This is a genomic window from Streptomyces sp. HB132 (assembly GCF_016909575.1).
Lineage (GTDB): Bacteria > Actinomycetota > Actinomycetes > Streptomycetales > Streptomycetaceae > Streptomyces.
Genome location: NZ_JAFBGA010000010.1, coordinates 1 through 22,379 on the forward strand (window position 1 = coordinate 1; position 22,379 = coordinate 22,379).

A 22,379-nucleotide genomic window follows, 5' to 3' on the forward strand; every position below is an offset into this window, starting at 1 on the left:
TCACCACCCTCGAACACCACCTCGCGAAGCGGCCGGTCCAGATGACGGTCCAGCTCCGCACACACAGCGTCGAAGGCGTCCGCGAACACCGGATACGCCCCGTACAGCTCACGGCCCATACCCGAGCGCTGCGCACCCTGACCCGAGAACAACACCGCCAGACCACCGGGCGCGGTAGAACCAAGCACCACCCGGTCCCCGATGACCACCCCACGGTGATTCATCACCGCACGCGTCGTGACCAGCGAGAACCCGACGTCCACCGGGTTCCGATCCGCGGCGAACGCCGACAAGCGCTCCACCTGCGCCGAAAGACCCGCCTCGGACTTCGCCGACACCACCCACGGCACCACCGGCAACGACGAGGTACCTGCCACGTCCGCCGTCTCCGCCTCAGGAGCCTGCTCAAGGATCACGTGCGCGTTCGTGCCACTCACACCGAACGACGACACGCCCGCCCGTCGGCGCTCCCCCGTCTCCGGCCACGCCACCGACTCCGTCAGCAGCCGGACGTCGCCGGATTCCCAGTCCACCTGAGGCGTCGGCTCGTCCACGTGCAGCGTCTGCGGCAGCACACCGTGCCGCATCGCCATCACCATCTTGATCACCCCGGCCACACCAGCGGCTGCCTGGGTGTGGCCGAGGTTCGACTTGATCGAACCGAGCCACAGGGGCCGGCCCTCCGGACGCTCCTGCCCGTAGGTCTCCAGCAGGGCGTGCGCCTCGATCGGGTCGCCCAGCTTCGTCCCCGTGCCGTGCGCCTCCACCGCGTCGACCTGCGAGGCGTTGAGGCCCGCGCTCGTCAGGCCCTGCCGGATGACACGCTGCTGCGAAGGCCCGTTCGGTGCCGTCAGACCGTTCGACGCACCGTCCTGGTTCACCGCAGAGCCCCGGACGACCGCCAGGACCTCGTGACCGTTGCGCCGCGCGTCCGCCAGCCGCTCCACCACCAGGACGCCGACACCCTCCGACCAGCCGGTACCGTCGGCGGTCGACGAGAACGACTTGCACCGCCCGTCGCCTGCGAGGGCGCGTTGACGACTGAAGTCCACGAAGGTGCCGGGCGTCGCCATGACCGTCACGCCGCCCGCCAACGCCATCGTGCACTCGCCCTTGCGCAGCGACTGCACCGCCAGGTGCAGGGCGACCAGCGACGAGGAACACGCCGTGTCGACGGTGACGGCGGGGCCTTCGAGACCGAAGGTGTACGCGACTCGGCCCGAGACGACGCTGCCCGAGTTCCCGATGCCCAGGAAGGCTTCCACGCCCTCGGGCACTGCCGCGAGACGGGCCGCGTAGTCGTGGTACATCAGCCCGGCGAACACGCCCGTACGGCTGCCGCGCAGGGTGGCCGGGTCGATGCCGGCCCGCTCGAACGCCTCCCAGGAGGTTTCGAGGAGCAGCCGCTGCTGGGGGTCCATCGCGAGCGCCTCGCGCGGCGAGATCCCGAAGAATCCGGCGTCGAATTCACCCGCATCGTGAAGGAATCCGCCTTCCTCCGTGGCGGATTTCCCGTCCTGACCGGAGTCGGGCTCATAAAGATTGCCGAGATTCCAGCCGCGGTCGTCCGGGAATGCGGAGATACTGTCGGCGCCGGTGGCGACGAGTTGCCACAGGTCCTCGGGGCTCGCCACTCCACCCGGATACCGACAGCTCATTCCCACAATCGCAATGGGCTGCTGATCCTGGGCCTCGATGTCGCGGAGGCGCTGTCGCGTACGGCGCAGGTCTGCGGTCGTACGCTTCAGGTACTCACGGAGCTTCTCTTCGTTGTCCACTCAACCCAACCCGTCGCGGCGGCCAGCAGGTGAATTTCGACCCACCGTCAAAGGTCCGTCAACACGGAAATCGGCTCAGCGTCAGCGCGATTTCCTTACGGTTGTTTCGCGGTGCCGCTCATCCGAAGCACTCCGCAGCACTCGAATTGTTCCCCTTACTCGGGGAATCTACGGGGGCTCCGTAGAACCGGACAACCCCTAGGGGGTTGGCTCAGCCCCCTACCCCGAAGTCCCCCTACCCGGAATGCGCGCCACGGGCGAGGAGAACGGCACCGCGTAGGGACGACAGGCCGCCGAGCGCGGCGGCGCGTACCTGGGCGACAGGGTGGCCCGGCCGGGCGAGTGCGTGCGCTCGTTCGGCCACGGTGTCGGCGAAGCCGGGCAGTCCGTCGGCGAAGCCGCCGCCGATCACGGCCAGTGAGGGACGTATGAGCTCGTTGAGGTTGACGATCGCCACGGCGAGGGCGTCGCAGCTCTCTCCGATCGCCGTGACGGCCCAGTCCCGCTCGTGCCGCAGTCCTTCGGCGAGCTCGGCGAAGCCGACGGGCTCACCACGCAGGTGGCCGGCCCGGCTCAGGGTGGCCGGTCCGGAGGCGACGGCCTGTACGCACCCGCGGCGTCCGCAGCCGCACCTCGGTCCCTTGGGGTCGACGATCACGTGGCCGACCTCGCAGGAGCCTCTGGAGGTTCCGGGGCAGAGGCGTCCGTCAAGGACGATCCCGCCACCGATGCCGGTCCCGACACCGACGTAGACGACGTCCTGGCAGTCAGCTTCGTCCGCCTCCGCGAGGGCGGCGAGGTCTCCGTCGTCCGCCCAGAGCACGGCACTTCGAGGGAAGAGCGAATGGAGCGCGGCGCGAAGGTCCAGTCCCGTCCAGCTGGGGCGGCCCGGCCAGGTGGTCACCAGGCCGTCCGGGCCGACGGTCGCCGGCATGGCGACGCCGACGGCCTCGACGGGCTGCGGAGCGTCGTCGAGCAGCGCGCGGACGTTCCTGGTGAGAGCTTCCAGGTCGTCCGCGACACTGCTCGTCGGGGGCCAGGGGAACACCGCGCTGCGAGCGGTTGTCCCCCCGTCGGTCCGCAGGGCGACCTTGGTGCCCCCGACGTCGATTCCGAGAACGGTCACGCCGGCGAGGCGACGACGTCGAGGGTGAGGATCAGGTAGCGGGCGGTCATGCCCTTGTCGGCGGTGATACCGAAGGCGTACCGGTCGATCTTCGTCGTGGCGCGGAAGCTGATCCCGTCCGGCCCGCTCCGGGACTGCTCGATGAGGAGTTCCACCGGCCGGGTCGTGGCGCGGACGGTCAGTTCGCCGTGCAGGGTGTACGAGCCCTGGGCCTCGCGTACCGCGTCGGAGGTGAACGTGATGTGGGGGTGCGTCGCGGTGGCCAGGTACTTGTCCGAGCGTACGACGTCGTCCCGTGTTCCGTTGCCCGTGGTGAAGCTGTTGGCGTCGATGACGGCCGTCGCGCCGGATTCCGCGGCTTCGTCCGCGACCCGGATCTGGCCGCTGAGGACGGAGAAGGAACCGTCGACGCCCGCGAGGCCGAAGACATGTCGGGTACGGAAGGCGATGCTGCTGCGGCCGGGGTCGATGGTGTACGTGCCGGGGGCCGGCACGGTCAGGGCGTTCGCCTCTGTCTGGGACATCTCACTACCTCTGCAGGGGGTTCGGGTGGGGCGTGCGGAGAAGGGGAATGGACTTCAGCCGCAGTCGAGTTGGACTCGTTCAGTCTTGACCACATCACTGCGGAGATCCACAGGCAGGTCCTTTCGGCGTTTCACCTTGAGCTTGCGGTAGACGCGGGTGAGGTGTTGCTCGACCGTGCTCGCGGTGATGTGGAGCTTGCTCGCGATCTCGCGGTTGGTGCAGCCCATGACGGCCAGCGAGGCGACGCGCCGTTCCGAGCCGGTGAGTGAGGGGATCCCGTCGATGCCGGCGGAAGCCGTGTCGGGGCCGTTCAGGTCGCCCGTGGTCGCGAGGAGTTCCTTCGTCAGTGGACGGGCGTCGCACAGGTTGGCCACGTGCCAGGCCCGCCGGGAGACCATGCGGGCCCGCCGGTACTCCTCGAGCTCGTGGTGGCTGCGACTGAGGTCGACGAGGGCTCTGGCCTGCTCGTAGCGGTCGCCGCAGTCCTCCAGCAGATCGAGCGCCTCCGTGAGCAGTTCGGGACGTCTGGCGGCGGGGCTCGTCGCCGCGAGGAGCCGCAGGGCGGAGCCACGGGCGCGCGGTCTGTCCGTGCCCGCCCCGGCCAGCTGGTCGTGGAGGAGCCGCCTGGCCTGGTCCCGGTTGCCGAGGCGGAGCCATGCCTCCGCCGCGCCGGTTCGCCACGGTATGAGGGCCGCGGCGTCGAGGCCCCATGTGCGCAGGAGTTCGCCGCAGGAGATGAAGTCGGCGAGCGCGGCGTGCGGGTGATCGGTGGCGAGGTAGTAGTGGCCGCGGGCGTGGAGGTAGTGCAGCCCGTAGCGGCTCTGGAACATGGCGTCGGTCGCGGAGAAGGTGAGGTGCTTCGCGGCTTCCTCGTAGTGGCCCATCCTTGTCAGGGCGAGGACGAGGCTGCCCAGCGGGAAGCCGATCGCGACGCCCCACGCCTGGGGCGGAAGCTGGGTCAGAGCCTGTCGCGCGTGCTCGGCCCCCGCTGCCAGGTCGCCCTGCCTGACGTCGATCTCGGCACGTGTCGCGTAGGCCATCGCCACCCAGACGGGGGCCTCCCGTGACCCCGCCTCGGCCAGCAGGTTCTCGCACTGTTCGGCCGCGCTGCGCAGGCGTCCCGCACAGATCAGGACGAGCAGGGCCAGCTGTACGGCTTCCTCGGTCCAGGGCGAGGTACGGCCCAGGCCCAGGCCGAGGCCGTCCAGGACCCGTTCGGCGCGGTCCGCGGTCGGCTCACCGGGCCCGTGGGTCAGCAGGCCTGCCAGTTCGGCGGCCGACCGCAGCCACGGATCGCCGCGGGGGTCGGCGAAGGTGGGGGTCCCGTCATCGGCAGGGACGGGCCCCTGGTGTCTGCGGGCGAGCTGGGGATGGGTGGCGGCCAGCCACAGTTCGGTGTTCCGCTTCGGTGCGGTCTGCGGCGTCCGGTCCGTGTCGGGCCGGGCTCCGCGGATCCGTTCGAGAACGGTCTCGGCCTCGCCCCTGCGTCCGTGCCAGAGCAGGTGCCGGAGCAGGACCAGCAGGTCGCAGTGGCCCAGTTGGCCGGTGCCCGCCGCCGCGGTCAGCGGGGTGAGATGACGCGCGGCCGCCGCGGGGTTGAGTTCCCATTCGGCCTGGGCCAGTCGTGCTCTGATGCCCGGCCGCTCCTGCTCGTCGCCGCAGGATCTGTGGGCGAGTGCGAGGCAGTCCGTCGCGAGCCGGGCCCTGCCCCCGAGCAGTGCCTGATCGGCGGCCTCCAGCAGTACCCGGACCGCCCAGGGGCCCTGGGTGTGCCTGGACTCCACGAGGTGGTGGGCGACGGTCATGGCCGACGCTCCCCGTGCGTGCATGAGCTGTGCGGCCCGGCGGTGCAGAGCCGCCCGGTCCGGGGCCTGCAGGCCGTCGAGGATGGTCGAGCGGGCCACCGGGTGGCGGAACACACCGTTGTCGGTCAGACCGGCCGCGTCCATGTGGTGGAGGGCGCGGCCGACCGCCTCCGTGTCGGCTCCGGCCAGTTGGGCCAGCTCCTTGACGGTCCCCTCCTCGTCGAGGACCGCGACGGCGCGAGCCACGTGCGCGATCGCGGGCTTGTCCCGGTACAGGCAGTTGAGCAGGGCCAGCCCATAACCCTGGGCACGTGCCTCACCCGCGATGTGATGGTCCTCGATGAGGGCGTGCAGGAGCAGGGGGTTGCCGCCGCTGATCCGGAAGAAGTCGTCCGCGTCCCACGGGTCCGTACCGTCCCCCGGGGGCTGCGGCGGGGCCTTGTCCTCCAGCTCGAAGGAACGGCCGGCGGGCCGGCCCCGGAGCACCTCGGCCACGCCTGCCCGGGTGAGCGGTGCCAGGCGCAGCCGGTGGAACTGCGACTGGCGTCGGAGTTCGGCGCGGAACGGGCTGTGCTGTGCCCCGAGTTCCGCGTCCTCGGTCAGGACGGCCAGGATTCGCGCCGATCCGATCCTGCGGACGATGTGGAGCAGGCAGTGCAGGGATGACTCGTCGGCGTGCTGGACGTCGTCGACCGCGATCAGTACCGGGGATTCCGCGGCCAGGTCGAGCAGTACGACGCCGAGGCCCTGGAAGATCTGGACGGCTTCCGGTTCGACGGTGTCGTGGTGGGTTCGCGACAGTGCGTCCGAAGCCGCCCCCTCCTTCAGCAGCTGTGAGGCGCGGTCCGCGATGTCCAGGGGCAGGCTGGCGCTGTGCAGCAGTTGGGTCAGGACACCGAAGGGCAGGGTGCGCTCAGCGCGCGAGCACGTCGCGCGGAGCACGACGACGTCACTCGACGCGCGCTCGGTGAACACCCGCAGCAGTTCGGTCTTGCCCGTGGTGACCGGCCCGTCGAGCACGACGACGTGCCCCCGTCTTCCGCGGCACTCGTCCAGCAGCCCGTCCAGATACCGCACATGCTCGTCACGCTCGACCAGATGCACCCTTCGACCCCTGCCCTTGCACGCTGTTGCTGTCCCAGCACGGCCCCTCGTCCGGGGCGTACTCAGATCGTCGGTTTCCGGGCGACCGCGATCACGTAGTCGATGGTGGCCAGCTCCTTCTTCAGCAGTTCCTGGTCACTCCAGTTCTGGCTGATTCCCTTGTACTGGGTGGGCGTGACCAGGTTCTTGTATTCCGGACTCTCGATCTTGTTCACCATGAACGTGCGGTACTGCTCCCAGACCCGGTCCCGGATCGAGTCGACGCGGTTCTCCTCGAAGCCGGCCTTCGCCAGCTTCTCGGCGTAGACCCCGGAGGTGTACCAGTTCTCCTCGTCGTAACTGAGGAGAATCCAGCTGAGCGCACGGGACTTGAGTTCCTTGCGTACGACCGCGTCGTGTGTCGGAAGGACGTCGGCGACGGCGAGTACGCCGCCGGGCCGCAGGACCCGGAAGGCTTCTTCGAAGAACGCGCTGCGCGGGTAGAAGTGAAATGCGGATTCGAGGGCGACCACCTTGTCGAACGTGTTGTCCGGGAAGGGGATGTCGGTGGCGGATCCCTGCTGGAATTCGAGTCGGTCCTCGAGTCCCTCCGCCTTGGCACGGGCTCGGGCGGCCTCTATCTGGTGCGGGGTGATGTTCAGGCCGTGGATCTTCTTGGGCTGCCTGTTGCGGACCCAGGAGAAGTCCTGGTCTCCGTAGCCGAATCCGAGGTCGAGCACGGTGTCGCCGGCCTCTATGCCGGCGGCGTCGCCCAGCCGGGTGGCGAGTTCCTCCGCGGCATCGTCGAGGCTGACGCATCCGTCGTTCCAGTAGCCGAAGTTGCAGTACGTGGTGGTGCGGTCCACGAACTCGAAACTGGGCGGCATGAACTGGTAGAGGCGCCGGGTCCGCTTGACGGGGTCACCCGTCGAGATCATCTGGATGAGCTTCCCGAACTGCTTGGCCGCTTCCAACATGGAGGTACTGCCTTTCGTGGGGTGGGTGGGGAGGTTCAGGTGGTGGTCCGGCCGAGACGGGCGCGCAGGTCGGCGATGAGCTCGACCAGGTCGTCGGGGCTGTGGGCGGCGCCGAAGAGGTAGAAGTCCGGGCGTACGAGCATGCCGATCGCACCGCCCGTTCCCGGGCCGGGCAGCCCGGCCAGGTAGGGCAGATAGAGGTCCTCGGTGTCGACGACCGCGTGTTCCCCCGCCTTCTCGGGCGCGGTCCCTGCGGGCAGGACCTGTACGAGGTGGCAGTCGAGGGTGTCGAGGAGGGCCAGGTCGGCGGTGCCGAGGAGCAGGCGCGGGTCCTCGGTGCAGAGCAGGACGAAGCCGGTGCCGACGACGTCGTCGAGGAGCCCCCGGGAGCCGCCGCGTGCCACCTCCGCCTGCGGGACGAGCGGGCCGGCCGATCGTGGGGCCCCCTCGGCGGTGGGGGCCCCGGTGCGCAGGAAACCGCCGCTGAGGGAGTCGGCCAGCGAGGGCCCGTCAGGGGCGGCCTGGGCCCGGCCGCCGCGGGCGCGCATACGCGCGGCGAGCATGAAGGCGTCACGCCCCGCCGCGGCGGCGCGGTCGGTCTGGCAGATGACGTTGCCCAGCGCGATCGACGTCTCGATGGCGGGCCGTACGTGTGCGCTGCGTTCGACGGTGTAGGTGTCGAGCAGTTCGTCGTCGGCACGGCCGTCCAGGACGAGGTCCAGCTTCCACGCCAGGTTGGCGGCGTCGCGGAAGCCCGAGCACATGCCCTGCCCGACGAAGGGCGGCATGACGTGTGCGGCGTCGCCGGCGACCAGCAGCCTTCCGGAGCGCCACTGGTCGGCACAGGTGCCCTGGGTGGTGTAGACGGCGTGCCTCTCGAGGGTGGCGTTGTCCGGAGTGAGGCCGAACAGCCCCAGCAGCTGCCACACGGTCGTCACCCGCCCGAGTTCCTCGACCGTCTCGCCGGGCATCCGCATGAACTCCCAGCGTCGGTGGCCGGGACCTGCGGAGACCGCGGTCCTGGGCCGTGCGGGGTCGCAGATCTGGAGGTTGTTGGGCGTGTACTCGCGTTTGTCGTGGGTGACGACGTCGCAGATGAGCCAGTCGTGAGAGAACCCGTAGTCGGTGACCGTCGTCTCGATGTGCCTGCCGACGAAGCTGTTTGCGCCGTCGCAGCCGATGACCCAACGGGCCCCGTACGTGTGCCGGTTGCCGTCGGCGTCCTCCGCGACGACCTCCACGTGGTCCTCGTGGCCGGTCAGTTCGACCGCGGTCCGTCCGCGGTGGACGGTGACACCGGGGAGTTCGGCGCCGCGTGCGGCGAGGGCGGCCTCCAGCCCGGGCTGGTACATCGACGTGGACTCGGGCCAGCCCGACGGGCTCTTCCCGGGCACCTCCATGTGGATCAGCGTCTGGCCGCGGGCGTTCTGCCACACGTACTCGCCGGTGGGTTCCCGGACGCAGTCGAGGCGGTCGGCGACACCCACGGAGGCGAGGATGCGGGCCGCCTCGCCGTCGTACGCGACGGCGCGGGGCATCGGATAGGGCTCCGGCCACCGCTCGACCACGGTGACCGTGCGGCCGTACTGGGCGAGCAGGATCGCCGCCAGCTGGCCCACCGGCCCGTATCCGACGATCAGCACATCGGAGTTCACCACGTCTGTATCTCCCTGAACGCTGCAGCGGGGACCCGAAACGGTGTTCAGGACGACCCCAGTTCCTTGTCGATGAGCCCGAAGATCTCGTCGTCGGAGGCCGTGTCGAAGTCGAACGCGTCGTCCTCGTCGTCGATGCGGCCCGCGGGCCCCCAGGTGGAGGTCAGCGCTTCCAGCCGCGACAGCCGCGCCATGAGCTCGGTCCGCAGCTCCTCATCGGGGTCCGCGTGTGCGAACGCCGCTTCCAGCCGGTCCAGTTCGTCGGCCAGCATCAGCGGCTGCGCACCGGCGGCCGGCGTGGCGGGCCGTTCCGGGCGGAGCCGCTCGGTCAGGCACCGGGCCAGCGCGAGGGGGGTCGGGTAGTCGAAGACCAAGGTCGCCGGCAGCCGGACCCCGGTGGCGCCGACGAGCCGGTTGCGGAGCTCCACCGCCGTCAGGGAGTCGAATCCGACGTCCTTGAACGCCTGGTCGGAGTCGATGGTCCCGGTGGAACCGTGACCGAGCACGGTCGCCGCCTCGGCGCGTACCAGCTCCAGCAGCGCGGACTCCAGATCCGCCGCGTCCAGGCCGGTCAGTTCCTCCGTCCGGACGCGTGCCGCGTCGAAGGCGCCACCGCGTGAGCTCTTACGGGTGGCGCGCGTCAGGCCGCGCAGCAGCGGCGGTACGGCGTCGGCTTCCGTGCCGTACGCCCGTAGGTCGAGCTTGGCGGGCATCAGCTTCGCGTGTCCCAGGCGCAGTGAGGTGTCCAGCAGCGCCATGCCCTCCCGTGAGGTCAGGGCGTCCATGCCGCCGCGCCGGCCACGTTCCAGTTCCGCAGTGCCGAGGGTGCCGGTCATGGTGGAGGCCTCGGCCCACAGTCCCCAGGCGAGGGACGTCGCGGGCAGCCCCTGGGTGTGCCGGTACTGGGCCAGGGCGTCCAGGTAGGCGTTGGACGCGGCGTAGTTGGCCTGGCCGGGTGTGCCGAGGAGGCCGGACGCCGAGGAGAACAGCAGGAAGACGGCCGGTCCGGTGTCCCGGGTCAGGTCGTGCAGGTGCCATGCCGCGTCGGCCTTGGGCCGCAGCACGGTGTCCAGACGCTCGGGGGTGAGCGCCGTGAGCACCCCGTCGTCCAGCACACCCGCGGCGTGTACGACACCGGTGAGGGGCCGTTCGGCGGGGATCGCCGCGAGGACGGCCGCGAGTGCCTCGCGGTCGGCGACGTCGCAGGCGGCGAACGTCACGTGGGCGCCCAGTGCGGTGAGTTCGGCGTCCAGGGCGCGGGCCCCGGTGCTGTCCCCGCCACTGCGGCTGACCAGCACGAGGCTGCGAACACCGTGTTCGGCGACCAGGTGCCGGGCGACCAGTGCGCCCAGGGTTCCGGTGCCGCCGGTGATCAGGACGGTTCCTTCCGGGTCCAGCGGCCGTCCCTCGGCCGGTGTCTCGGCGGGGACGCGTGCCAGCCTGGGCACCCGTGCCTCACCGGCCCGGACTGCGAACTGCGCCTCCCCCGAGGCGACGGCTCGCGGCAGGGCACTTCTCGAACAGACCTCGGCGTCGATGTCGGCGAGGACGATGCGGTCCGGGTTCTCCGACTGGGCGGCACGCACCAGGCCCCACACGGCGGCGGCGGCCGGGTCGGTGCCGGGCAGGCACGCGTCACGGGTGAGCACCACCAGCCGTTCGGATGCGGGCCGCTCCTCGTCCAGCCAGGACCGTACGGCGTGCAGAGCCCGCCCCAGCAGGTCCCGGACCCTGCCAGGGCCTTCTCCGGCCGGCGTGTCCGTGAGGTCGACGTACTCCAGGCGCTGTGACGGATCGGAGTGTTCGGGCACCGGCACGGACGGCCAGTCGAGGTGGAACAGCCGGTCGTACGTCGACGGCCCCGTGTGCGTCCGGTCGGCGGACACCGGGCGGAAGACAAGGGACTCGACGGACAGCACCGGCAGGCCGTCCGCGTCGGTGGCCTCCAGGGCGAAGGCGTCCGGACCCGCAGGGGTCACCTTGACGCGCAGGGCGCAGGCGCCCGAGGCGTGCAGGGTGACACCGGTCCACGCGAACGGCAGGAGGAGCGTGCCCTGTCCCATGCCGGCCAGTGCGCCGAAGCTCGCGGCGTGCAGCGCCGCGTCGAGCAGCGCGGGGTGGAGGCCGAACTGCCGTGCGTCGTCCTCGTGGTCCTTGGGCAGGGCGACCTCGGCGAAGATCTCCTCGCCACGGGTCCACACGGACCGCAGGCCCCTGAAGGCCGGCCCGTAGACGTAGCCCGCCTCCGCCATGGAGGGGTAGAAGTGCTGGGAGTCGACGAGCCCGGCGCCCCGGGGCGGCCACTCGGCGGAGAGGGGCAGCGGTTCCGTGACGTCCTCGGCCAGCAGGCCGCCCGCGTGTCTGGTCCAGGGGGCGTCGGGGTCCGCGTCGGCGGGACGGGAATGGACGCCCACGGGACGGCGGCCGGTCGCGTCCGGTGCGGACACCGCGACCTGCAGCTGCACGGCGGCGTGGTCGGGCAGCACGAGGGGGGTTTCGATGACGAGCTCTTCGAGCACCGGGTACCCGGCCTCGTCGCCCGCCCGCACGGCCGCCTCCACCAGCGCGGTGCCGGGCACCAGGACCTGTCCGCCCACCTGGTGGTCGGCTAGCCAGCCATGGGTGGACACGGACAGCCTGCCGGTGGCGAGCACCCCGTCGCTGTCCGGCAGCGTGACGGTGCCGCGGAGCAGCGGGTGGCCGGCGTCGGTGAGGCCGGCCGCCGCCGCGTCCGGTGTGGCACCGGCCGGGTTCAGCCAGTAGCGCCGGTGCTGGAAGGCGTACGTGGGCAGGTCGACCCTGCGTGATCCGCTGCCCTCGAACAGGGCCGCCCAGTCCACCGGCACGCCCCGGACGTGGAGCTGCGCGAGGGCGGAGACGACCGCTTGCGGTTCGGGCCTGTCGCGTCGCAGGGTCGGGACGGCGGCGACTGTGTCGCTGACGTCGCTGAGGCAGTCCTGGACCATCGCGGTGAGGACGCCGCCCGGGCCGAGCTCCAGGAAGGTGTCGACGCCCTGGCTGTGCAGGGTGCGTACCGCGTCGTGGAACCGCACCGGCCGCCGCACCTGGTCGATCCAGTGGTCCGGGTCGCACAGGACGTCGGAGCCGGTCGCTTCCGGGGTGCTGGTCGACACGACGGGGATGCGGGGCGCCTCGAAGCGGAGCTTCTCCACCACCGCGCGGAACGGGTCGAGCATCGGGTCCATCAGCGGCGAGTGGAAGGCGTGGCTGACCCGGAGCCTCCGGGTCTCGGTACCGCGCGCGGTGAACTGCGCCGCCAGCTCCTGAACAGCCTGCTCGTCACCTGAGAGCACCACGGCGGACGGCCCGTTGACCGCCGCGATGCCCGCCCGGTCCTCCAGACCCGCGAGCAGGGGCAGCACCTCGTCCTCGGACGCGGCCACAGCGATCATGGAGCCACCTGCGGGCAGGGACTGCATGAGTGCCCCGCGGGCGGCGACCAGCGCGCAGGCGTCGGCCAGCGACAGGACGCCGGCGACGTGTGCGGCGGCGATCTCACCGACCGAGTGTCCGGCGACGGCGTCGGGCCGCACACCCCAGGACTCCATCAGGCGGAACAGGGCCACTTCGACGGTGAACAGGGCCGCTTGGGCCGTCGCCGTCTGTTCCAGCGGCGCGGGGTCGCTTCCCAGGAGGACGCTGTGCAGTGGCCGTTCCGAACGGGGGTCGAGCTCCGCGCACACCGTGTCGAAAGCCTCGGCGAAAGCGGGGTAGGCGTCGTACAGTTCGCGCCCCATGCCGAGACGCTGCGCGCCCTGGCCGGTGAACAGGACGGCGGTCAGGCCACCCGCGTGCGTGCCCTGCACGAGGGGTGCGGCGCTTCGGCCGTGCGCCAGCGCGCGCAGCCCGGGCAGCGGGTCCTCACCGTCGCCGGCCACGAGGACCGCGCGGTGTTCCAGGTGCGAGCGTGGGGTGAGGGAGTAGGCGACGTCGGCGGGTTCGGGAGCGTCGGGCCGCTCCAGTACGGCCACCAGGCGTGCGGCCTGTGCGGACAGAGCCTCCGGGGTACGTGCGGCGAGCAGCCACGGGACGGCCGGCAGGGGCCTGCGCGCCTCGGGGGCGGCCGGTCCGCCGACGGGTGGCTGCTCCAGGATCACGTGCCCGTTGGTGCCACTGATCCCGAAGGAGGACACCCCGGCCCGCCGGGGCCGGTTCAGGTCGGGCCAGTCCCGTGCCTCGGTCAGGAGCTCCACCGCGCCCGAGGCCCAGTCGATGTGCGGAGAGGGTTCGTCGACGTGCAGGGTCCGGGGCAGTACGCCGTGGCGCATCGCCATCACCATCTTGATCACACCGGCCACACCGGCTGCGGCCTGTGTGTGACCGATGTTGGACTTGAGGGAGCCCAGCCACAGCGGCCGGCCCTCGGGCCGGTCCTGGCCGTAGGCCGCCAGCACCGCGTGTGCTTCGATCGGGTCGCCCAGCGTCGTACCCGTGCCGTGGGCCTCCACGACGTCCACTTCCGGCGCGGTGAGGCCCGCATCGGCCAGCGCCTGGCGGATGACACGCTGCTGGGACGTCCCGTTGGGCGCGGTCAGTCCGTTGCTCGCGCCGTCCTGGTTGATCGCCGTGCCGCGCACCACGGCCAGGACGGGGTGCCCCTTGCGGCGGGCGTCGGACAGTCTCTCGACGAGCAGGAGCCCGGCGCCCTCGGACCAGCCGGTGCCGTCGGCGGAGGCGGCGAAGGCACGGCATCTGCCGTCCGTGGAGAGCCCGCGTTGGCGGGAGAACTCGACGAAACCGTCGGGGGTGGCCATGACGGTCACCCCGCCCGCCATCGCCAGGTCGCATTCGCCCGAGCGCAGCGCCTGGGCGGCCATGTGTAGGGCGACCAGGGAGGAGGAGCAGGCGGTGTCCACCGTGACGGCGGGGCCTTCGAGGCCGAGGGTGTAGGCGACCCGGCCGGACAGCACACTGGCCGCGTTGCCGGTGACGAAGTACCCCTCGGCTCCGCGCCGGGCCGGGCTCTGCCCCGTGCCGTAGTCCTGGTGCATGGCGCCGACGAAGACCCCTGTACGGCTGCCGTGCAGGGCCGCGGGGTCGATGCCGGCCCGCTCCACGACCTCCCAGGCCGTCTCCAGCAGGACGCGCTGCTGCGGGTCCATGGCCAGCGCCTCGCGCGGCGAGATGCCGAAGAAGGCGGCGTCGAAGTCCCCGGCCCCGTACAGGAAGCTGCCGTGCCGCACGTAGGACTTGCCGGTCCGCTCCGGATCCGGGTCGAAGAGGTTCTCGACGTCCCAGCCACGATCGGTGGGGAAGTCGGACACGGCGTCGCCGCCGCCCTCGACGAGCTCCCACAGGTCCTCGGGCGAGGCGATGCCGCCCGGCAGCCGGGCGCTCATGGCGACGATCACGATCGGGTCGTCGTCGCGCGCCCCGCCGGGGGCGGCCTGCGCCGTGACGGCCTGTTCCCCGAGCAGCAGGCCGCGCAGATGGGCGGCCAGGGCGGTGGGGCTAGGGTGGTCGAAGACGATCGTGGACGGCAGGGCGAGGCCCGCCTCGGCAGCCAGGCGGTTGCGCAGGTCGAGTGCGGTCATGGAGTCGAAACCCTGGTCGCGGAAGGCGCGGGTCGCGTCCACGGCGGCAGCTCCGGAGTGACCGAGCACGGCGGCGGACTGGGCCCGCACGAGGTCGAGCACCAGCCTGTCGCTCCCGGGGCCGGTGAGTCCGGCGAGGGTCCCGGCCGGCCTCGGTGTGTCGTGCTGCTCCTTCTCGTCCGTCCTCGTGCCCCGCACCCCCGGCACATCGGCGATCAGCGGGCTGGGACGGGACATGGTGAACGCGGCGCCGAAGCGCTGCCAGTCCATGTGCGTCACGGACACGCAGGTGTCGTCGTTCTCGACGGCGCGTATCAGCGCCGAGACGGCGGTGGCGGGTTCCATCTCGCGGACACCCGCCCGGCGGAGCCGTTCGGAGGCCCCGTCGCGCGCTCCGAGCCCGATGCCGCCGCCCCAGGCGCCCCAGGCGACCGAGGTCGCCGTGCGCCCCTGGGCTCGGCGCCGCTCGGCGAGGGCGTCCAGGAAGGCGTTGGCCGCGGCATACGCGCTCTGGCCGCCGCCGCCCCAGACACCGGAGTTGGACGACATCAGGACGAACGCGTCCAGTGCGGCGTCCCCGAGGAGCTCGTCCAGGTGCGCGGCACCGGCCGCCTTGCCCGCGAGGACGCCGGCGAACTCCTCGGGTGTGGTGTCCGCGAGCAGGCTGTTCTGTCCCACGCCCGCGGCGTGCACCACCGCGGTGAGCTCCCCCGGCAACGACTCGAGGAGGAGGCGCACCGAGTCCCGGTCGGCGACGTCGCACGCGCTGAGGGTCACCTGCGCCCCCGAGGCGCGTATCTCGTCGGCCAGTCGCTCCGCCCCTGGTGCCTGCGGGCCGCGCCGGCCGGTCAGGACCAGGTGAGCGGCGCCGTCGGACGCGAGCCTGCGGGCGACCTCCGCGCCGACGCCTCCGGTTCCGCCGGTCACCAGGACGGTGCCGCGGGGGTTCCACGGGCGGACGGCGGGAGCGCCGCCCGTGGGCGCGGGCGTGAGGCGTCGGGCGAAGACCCCGGTCGGGCGGACGGCCAGCTGGTCCTCACCGTCCGTGCCGCTCAGGGCGCCGGCCAGCCGGCGCAGCGCCCGTTCGTCGAGGGTATGGGGCAGGTCCACCAATCCGCCCCAGCGGTGCGGATGTTCCAGTGCCACGACTCTGCCGAGTCCCCACACCATCGCCTGCGCCGGGCTGGTCTCCGGGTTGTCGGGACCCGTCGCGACCGCCCCGCACGTGAGCGCCCAGAGCGGGGCGTCGACACCGCTCGTCCCGAGGGCCGCCACGAGCGCGACCGTGGCGGCCAGGCCGGCGGTGTGTGCCGGGGATCCGGCCACGGCCCGTTCGTCGAAGGCCAGCAGGGAGAGCACTCCACTGATTCCGCCGGGCTGTGCGGCTTCCTCCCGGATGCGCGCGGCGAGCTCGCCCGCGTCGGTGTCCGGGGCGTTCACCTCCATCCGCACGCATACGGAACCACGGGTGCGCAGCCCGTCGAGGACACCGTTGGTGCGTTCGTCGGGACCGTTCGAGGCGGTGGGTGTCATCACCAGCCACCTGCCGGGCAGTTCGTCACGGGCGGAGCCGGGCAGGCGCTTCCAGGTCACCCGGTAGCGCCATGCTTCGCCGGCGGACCTCTCCCGGTGCTGCCGACGCCATGCGGCGAGCACCGGCAGCGCGTCGGTGACCGCGCCGAGCCCGTCGGCGTCGTCCTGGCCGCCCGCTGCCAGGGAAGCGGCCAGGGCCTCCAGGTCCTCGCTGTCGACGGCCTTCCAGAACGACGCCTCCAGGGGGTCCACCGGCGTTTCGGAGGCGTGGGTGCTCCGGTCCGACGACCCCTGCAGCCAGAAGCGGCGGCGCCGGAACGCGTACGTGGGAAGGTCGACGCCCGGACCCGACGACGTGGTCGGCCAGTTGACGGCCAGGCCGCGCACCCAGACCCCGGCGAGCGAGGTCAGCAGCCGCCGGGTGCCGCCGTCGTCCCTGCGCAGGGTGCCGACGACGGTGACGGCGCCGCCGCCCGCGTCCTCGGCGGTGGCCTGCACCGCCGGTACCAGGACGGGGTGTGAGCTGACCTCCACGAAGAACCCGAAGCCCTGTGCCAGGAGGGCGCGGATCGCCTCTTCCATCCTCACGGTCCCGCGGAGGTTGCGGTACCAGTAGTCGGCGTCCAGCTCGCGCGTGTCCATCCAGCGGTTGTGGACGGTGGAGTAGAACGGGATGTCCGAGCGGCGGGGGCCGATCGGCGCCAGTGCGCTCGCGAGGTCGGCCTCGATGCGCTCGACCTGGGCGGAGTGGGAGGCGTAGTCCACGGGGATCCTGCGCACCCTGACACCCTCGGCCGTCAGGTCTCCGGCCATGGCGTCCAGTGCCTCGGGTGCTCCCGCGACGACGACGGACGACGGCCCGTTGACCGCTGCGAGGGACAGCCGTGCCCCGTACGGGGCGCCGTCCAGCCACCTGCCCGCCTCCTCGGCGGACAGGGCGACCGACATCATGCCGCCCCTCCCGGCGAGATGTTGGGCGATGGCGCGACTGCGCAACGCCACGACCCGTGCCGCGTCCGGCAGGGAGAGCGCCCCGGCGATGCAGGCCGCCGCGATCTCGCCCTGCGAATGGCCGACGACCCCGTCGGGCTCGACACCATGGGACCGCCACACCTGTGCGAGCGAGACCATGACGGCGAACGACACGGGCTGTACGACGTCGACCCGGTCGAGGGTGGGTGCTCCGGGAACCTGCCGGACCACGTCGGACAGGGACCAGTCGACGTGCGGTGCGAGCGCTTCCGCGCACAGTGCCATGTGCTGCGCGAACACCGTCGACACGTCGAGGAGTTCGGCGCCCATCCCGGCCCACTGGGAGCCCTGGCCCGGCAGGACGAACACCACCTTGCCCTCGGTGTCGGCGGTGCCCGCGACGACAGACTTGGTGGGGCGCCCGGCGGCCACGGCGTCCAGCGCGGAGCGCGCCTCGTCGAGGTCGTCGGCCACCACGACTGCGCGCTGTTCGAGCGCGGCCCGGGTGGTCGCCAGCGCGTGGGCGACCTCGCCGAGTCCGAGTCGCGGACGGGTCGCGAGGTGCTCGCCGAGGCGCACGGCCTGGGCGGCGAGGGCCTGTCCCCCGCGCCCGGAGACCAGGAGCGGCAGGGGGCCGTGTCCCTCGCCCCCGCCCTTGTCACGTTCGCTCCCCCGGACGGTCTCGGGAACGTGCTCCAGGATGACGTGGGCGTTGGTGCCACTCACCCCGAACGAGGACACCGCCGACCGCCGGGGGCGTCCCGTCTCGGGCCAGTCGCGGGCCTCGGTCAGCAGTTCCACCGCGCCCGAGGTCCAGTCGACGTGGGGGGAGGGCGCATCGACGTGCAGGGTCCTCGGCAGCACGCCGTGCCGCATCGCCATCACCATCTTGATCACGCCCGCCACCCCTGCGGCGGCCTGGGCGTGCCCGATGTTCGACTTCAGGGAGCCCAGCCACAACGGGCGGTCCGCGGACCGGTCCTGCCCGTAGGTCGCCAGCAGTGCCTGCGCCTCGATGGGGTCGCCCAGGGTGGTGCCCGTCCCGTGCGCCTCGACGGCGTCCACCTCGTGGCCTTCCAGGCGGGCGTTGGCCAGCGCCTGGCGGATGACCCTGCGCTGCGCGGGTCCGCTGGGAGCGGTCAGGCCGTTGCTCGCGCCGTCCTGGTTGATCGCCGATCCACGCAGCAGTGCGAGCACGCGGTGCCCGTTGCGCTGCGCGTCCGAGAGGCGTTCGAGGAGCAGGACACCCACGCCCTCGGACCAGGAGGTGCCGTCCGCGGCCGCCGCGAATGCCTTGCACCTGCTGTCCGGTGCCAGGGCGCGCTGGCGGGAGAACTCGATGAAGGAGCCGGGCGTGGCCATGACCGCCGCGCCTCCGGCCAGCGCCATCGAGCATTCGCCGGACCGCAGTGCCTGCGCCGCCAGGTGCATCGCCACCAGCGAGGAGGAGCACGCGGTGTCCACCGTGATCGCGGGGCCTTCGAGCCCCAGGGTGTACGCGACCCGGCCGGAGACGACGCTGCCCGCGGTGCCCGTGCCGATGTAGCCCTCGACGCCCTCGGGGGCGTCGGTGCCGTAGTCGTGGTGCATGAGCCCGGAGAACACGCCGACGTTCTCGCCGCGCAGCGATGTCGGATCGATCCCCGCCCGCTCGAAGACCTCCCACGACGTCTCGAGGATGAGGCGTTGCTGCGGGTCCATCGACAGTGCCTCGCGCGGCGAGATCCCGAAGAAGTCCGCGTCGAAGTCACCCGCGTCGGGGAGGAAACCACCCTCGCGGACGTAGGTGGTGCCATGCCGGTCCGGGTCGGGGTCGTAGAGGGCCGCGACGTCCCAGCCACGGTCGTCGGGGAACGCCGTGACACCGTCCAGGCCGAGCTCGACGAGCTGCCACAGCTCCTCGGGGGAGGTGATTCCACCGGGCAGCCGGCAGCCCATGGCGACGATGGCGACCGGTTCGTCGGACGCCACTGCGGAGGGCGTCGGCGAGGTGACGGCCGGGGCGTCGCCGAGCAGCAGTGAACGCAGGTGGCGGGCGAGGGCCACCGGAGTCGGATGATCGAAGGCGACGGTCGCCGACAGGCGCAGGCCGGTGGCCCCGGTCAGTGCGCCCCGCAGCGCGACGGCCGCGACGGAGGTGAAGCCGAGTTCCTTGAACGCCCTGTCCGCACCGACGGTTGCGCCCTCCGGCAGGTCCAGCACGCGGGCCGCGTGGGCGCGCACGAGCTCCAGGAGCACCCGTTCCCGCTCGTTGTCCGCGACGGCCAGCAGTTGTTCCCGCAGTGCCGCGCTGCCGGCCTCGTCCGGGGCGGGCGCACGCGGGGTCAACTCGATGACGCCCCGCAGTGGCGCGGGGACCTCGTCGGTGTGCAGCGTCGCGGAGTCCAGCCGCATCGGCACCAGGACCGCGTGGTCCACGGTCCGGGCGGCGTCGAACATGGCGCGGCAGTCGTGCGCGGTCAGACGGCCGACGCCGGCGGGCGTCGCCGTCCCCGTGTCTCCGTCGTACGCCTCGGAGGGCCCCCAGGCCAGGGACAGCGCGGCGTGTCCGGCGGCACGGCGGTTCTGTGCCAGTCCGTCGAGGAAGGCGGCGACAGCGCCGTGTCCGGGTGAGTCGGCCGCACCGAGGAGACCGGCCGCCGAGGAGTGGAGGACGAAGGCGTCGAGGTTAGCGTCGAGGGTCAGTTCGTGCAGGTTCAGGGCTTGGAGTGCCGCCGTGCGCAGGGGGTCGTCCCCGGTTCCCGCACCTGCTCCCGGGGTGTGCACCACAGCGGTGAGGGGGCGCTTGATCCGGGTCAGTACGTCGGCGAGCGCCGCGCGCTCCGTGAGGTCACAGGCCGCCAGCACGACCCGGGCCCCGGCCCGGGTCAGCTCGGCCTCGAGCTCGACCGCGCCACGGTCGCGCGGGCCCTGTTCGCTGATCAGCAGGACGTGGCGGACGCCGTGCCCGATCACCAGGTGCCGTGCGGCCTCCGCCGCTGCGGTCCCGTCCGCACCGGTGATCAGCACCGTGCGCCGGGGGTCCGGCGCAGGTTCCCGTTCGCCGGGTGCGGGGGCGGCGGCACGGGTGAGCCTGGGCAGCAGAGCGATGCCGGAACGCACCGCGAACTGCGGTTCCGCGCCGGACAGCAGAGTGGGCAGCACCGCACCGGACCGCGCGTCGAAGACGTCCAGGTCGGCGAGGACGATGCGCCCGGGATGCTGCCTCTGGATGTCACGCAGCCGGCCCCACAGCGCTGCCTGCCACAGGTCGGGGATGTCCTCGTCGGACGCGGTGGCGACCGCCCGCCCGGTCGCGAGCAGCAGCCGGCCACCGCTGAACCGGTCGTCGGCCAGCCAGGCGTCGATGTGGTCCGTCAGCTCACGCACCACGCCGACGTCGTCGGCGGATCCCGCGACGGGGGCGAGCACCGTGACGTCCGGGGCCGCTTCACCGGTGGCGGACGGGGCGTCCAGCAGGGCCGTCGGACCGGAGTGCTGCGACACCAGCATGCCCTGGTCGATCAGTCCCGCGGTCAGCTCCTCCGTACCCGGGCCGACCAGCGCCCACCGGCAGGGGACCACGGGCGGCGGCGGTACCGAGGGCAGCGGGATCCAGTCCAGCCGGAACAACGACTCGTAGTGGCTGGCACCGGCCGCGCGCAGTCGCGCGGGCTGTTCGAGCAGGACGTGCCGGGTGATCTTGCCGGACGCCGTACGGGGCACCCGGGCGATCTCGTAGAGCTCCTCGGGCACCTTGTAGTACGAGAGTTCCTTGCGGCACGCCGCGAACAGAGCCTGCGGGTCCAGCCCTTCGGGCCCGGGGACCAGGCAGGCGACCGGCACCTCACCGAGCGTCTCGTGCGGTCGGCCGACGACGGCCACGTCCGCCACGCCGGGGACCCCTCGCAGGACCTCCTCGATCTCGCCGGGGTGGATGTTCTCCCCGCCGCGGATGATGAGTTCCTTGATGCGGCCGGTCACCGTGAAGTAGCCGGCCGCGTCGCGCCGGGCCAGGTCGCCGGTGCGGTACCAGCCGTGCCGGATCGCTTCGGCGGTGGCCTCGGGCTGGTTGTGGTAGCCGGCCATCACACTGGGCCCGCTCACCCAGACCTCGCCCTCGCGTCCCGCGGGGACGTCCTCGCCGGTCTCCGGGTCGACGAGCCGTACTCCGAGACCGGGCACCGGAAGTCCGCAGGAACCCTCGACCCGGGCGCCGGTCGGCCAGTTGATCGTGATGGAGCCGCAGGTCTCGGTGGATCCGTACGCGTCGAGCAGCGGCGCGCCGAAGGCCTCTTCGAAGGAGCGGCGCAGCGAAGCCGTGGTGATGGCGCCGCCGACGAGGCACATCCGCAGGTGGGGCGCCTTGAATCCCTGGCGGCGCGCTGCCCGCACCAGGTAGTGGTACATGGTGGGCACGCCGGCCAGGAAGGTCGCCGAGTCCTCGCGCAGGGCGTCCAGGACCTCCTCGGCCTCGAAGCCGTCCACGATCCGGGCCGTCGCGCCGACCGCGGTGACGCCCAGCACGCACGCGATGTGGGACAGGCTGTGGAACAGCGGCAGGGGCCACACCACCCGGTCCTCGGAGTTCAGTCCCGGTACGGGTGCGTAGCAGGCCGCCACCGACCAGAGGCAGTTGCGCTGGGTGGACAGGACGCCCTTGGGCCGGCCCGTGGTCCCCGAGGTGTAGAGCATCCACGCGAGGTCGTCCAGTCCCAGGTCGTCCCGCGGCCCGACGGCCGGTTCCGTACCCGCGAGCGTCTCGAAGCTCAGCGTCCCCGCGGGCGCGTCGCCCGTGACGACGACCCGCACGTCGCTCCGGTCCGCCAGGACCCGCCCCAGCTGATCGGCGTGGGCCGGATCGGTGATGACCACGCGCGCGTTGCTGTCCTCGAGCAGATACGCGAGTTCGGCGTCGGTGGCACGGGGATTGAACGGCGATCCGATGGCACTGGCCCTGACGACGGCCATGTAGCTCTCGATGACTTCGACACAGTTGCCGAGGAGGATCGCCACGCAGTCGCCCGGCTGCAGCCTCATCCGTGCGAGGTGACCGGCGATCCTTCCCGAGCGGCGCTCCAGCTCGGCGTAGGTCACGCTACGGCGGGCGTCCCGGAAGGCCACCTTGTCCCCGAACCGGTCGGCGTGCGCCTTGAGGAGTTCGGGCAGCGGCCGTATCAGTTCGGTACGCAGCATCTCACCACTCCGTCGGTCGGCGAGGCACCTCGCACGGCCGGTATCCGTTGCCACCCACGGCAGTGGGCGAGTCAGTGCCCAGTGTCGGGCGGGGCCTGTCCCCCGCCGTACCCCTAGCGGCCCCCTAGGGCATCCCTAACTCCGCGGGGTTCCGGTTTCCCCGGAACCGGGCAGGGCATCCGGTTCCGGGCGCTC

At 72.2% G+C, this 22,379-nt stretch carries 7 protein-coding genes; all 7 read right to left on the reverse strand.

Annotated features, from left to right (window positions below; all coding sequences use genetic code 11):
- On the reverse strand, positions 1-1,778 hold a 1,778-nt coding region (locus JOC24_RS21885), incomplete at its 3' end, for a type I polyketide synthase (RefSeq protein ID WP_205022059.1).
- 235 nt (positions 1,779-2,013) lie between these two features.
- Positions 2,014-2,904, reverse strand: a complete 891-nt coding sequence (locus JOC24_RS21890) for an ROK family protein (protein WP_205022060.1) — start codon at positions 2,902-2,904, stop codon at positions 2,014-2,016.
- Entirely contained in the window at positions 2,901-3,428 is a 528-nt protein-coding gene (locus JOC24_RS21895) for a YceI family protein (protein WP_205022061.1), read from the reverse strand. Before JOC24_RS21895 ends, JOC24_RS21890 begins: the two co-directional genes overlap by 4 nt.
- A 54-nt stretch (positions 3,429-3,482) precedes the next feature.
- A complete protein-coding gene (locus JOC24_RS21900; RefSeq protein ID WP_205022062.1) occupies positions 3,483-6,338 on the reverse strand; it encodes a helix-turn-helix transcriptional regulator in 2,856 nt (951 codons plus the stop codon).
- A gap of 62 nt (positions 6,339-6,400) precedes the next feature.
- A complete protein-coding gene (locus JOC24_RS21905; protein WP_205022063.1) occupies positions 6,401-7,294 on the reverse strand; it encodes an SAM-dependent methyltransferase in 894 nt (297 codons plus the stop codon).
- A 35-nt stretch (positions 7,295-7,329) separates the two neighbouring features.
- Complete coding sequence (locus tag JOC24_RS21910; RefSeq protein WP_205022064.1) at positions 7,330-8,952, reverse strand: bifunctional 3-(3-hydroxy-phenyl)propionate/3-hydroxycinnamic acid hydroxylase MhpA; 1,623 nt, start codon at positions 8,950-8,952, stop codon at positions 7,330-7,332.
- Between the two features lie 44 nt (positions 8,953-8,996).
- Positions 8,997-22,184, reverse strand: a complete 13,188-nt coding sequence (locus JOC24_RS21915) for a type I polyketide synthase (RefSeq protein WP_205022065.1) — start codon at positions 22,182-22,184, stop codon at positions 8,997-8,999.
- Positions 22,185-22,379: the final 195 nt, after the last annotated feature.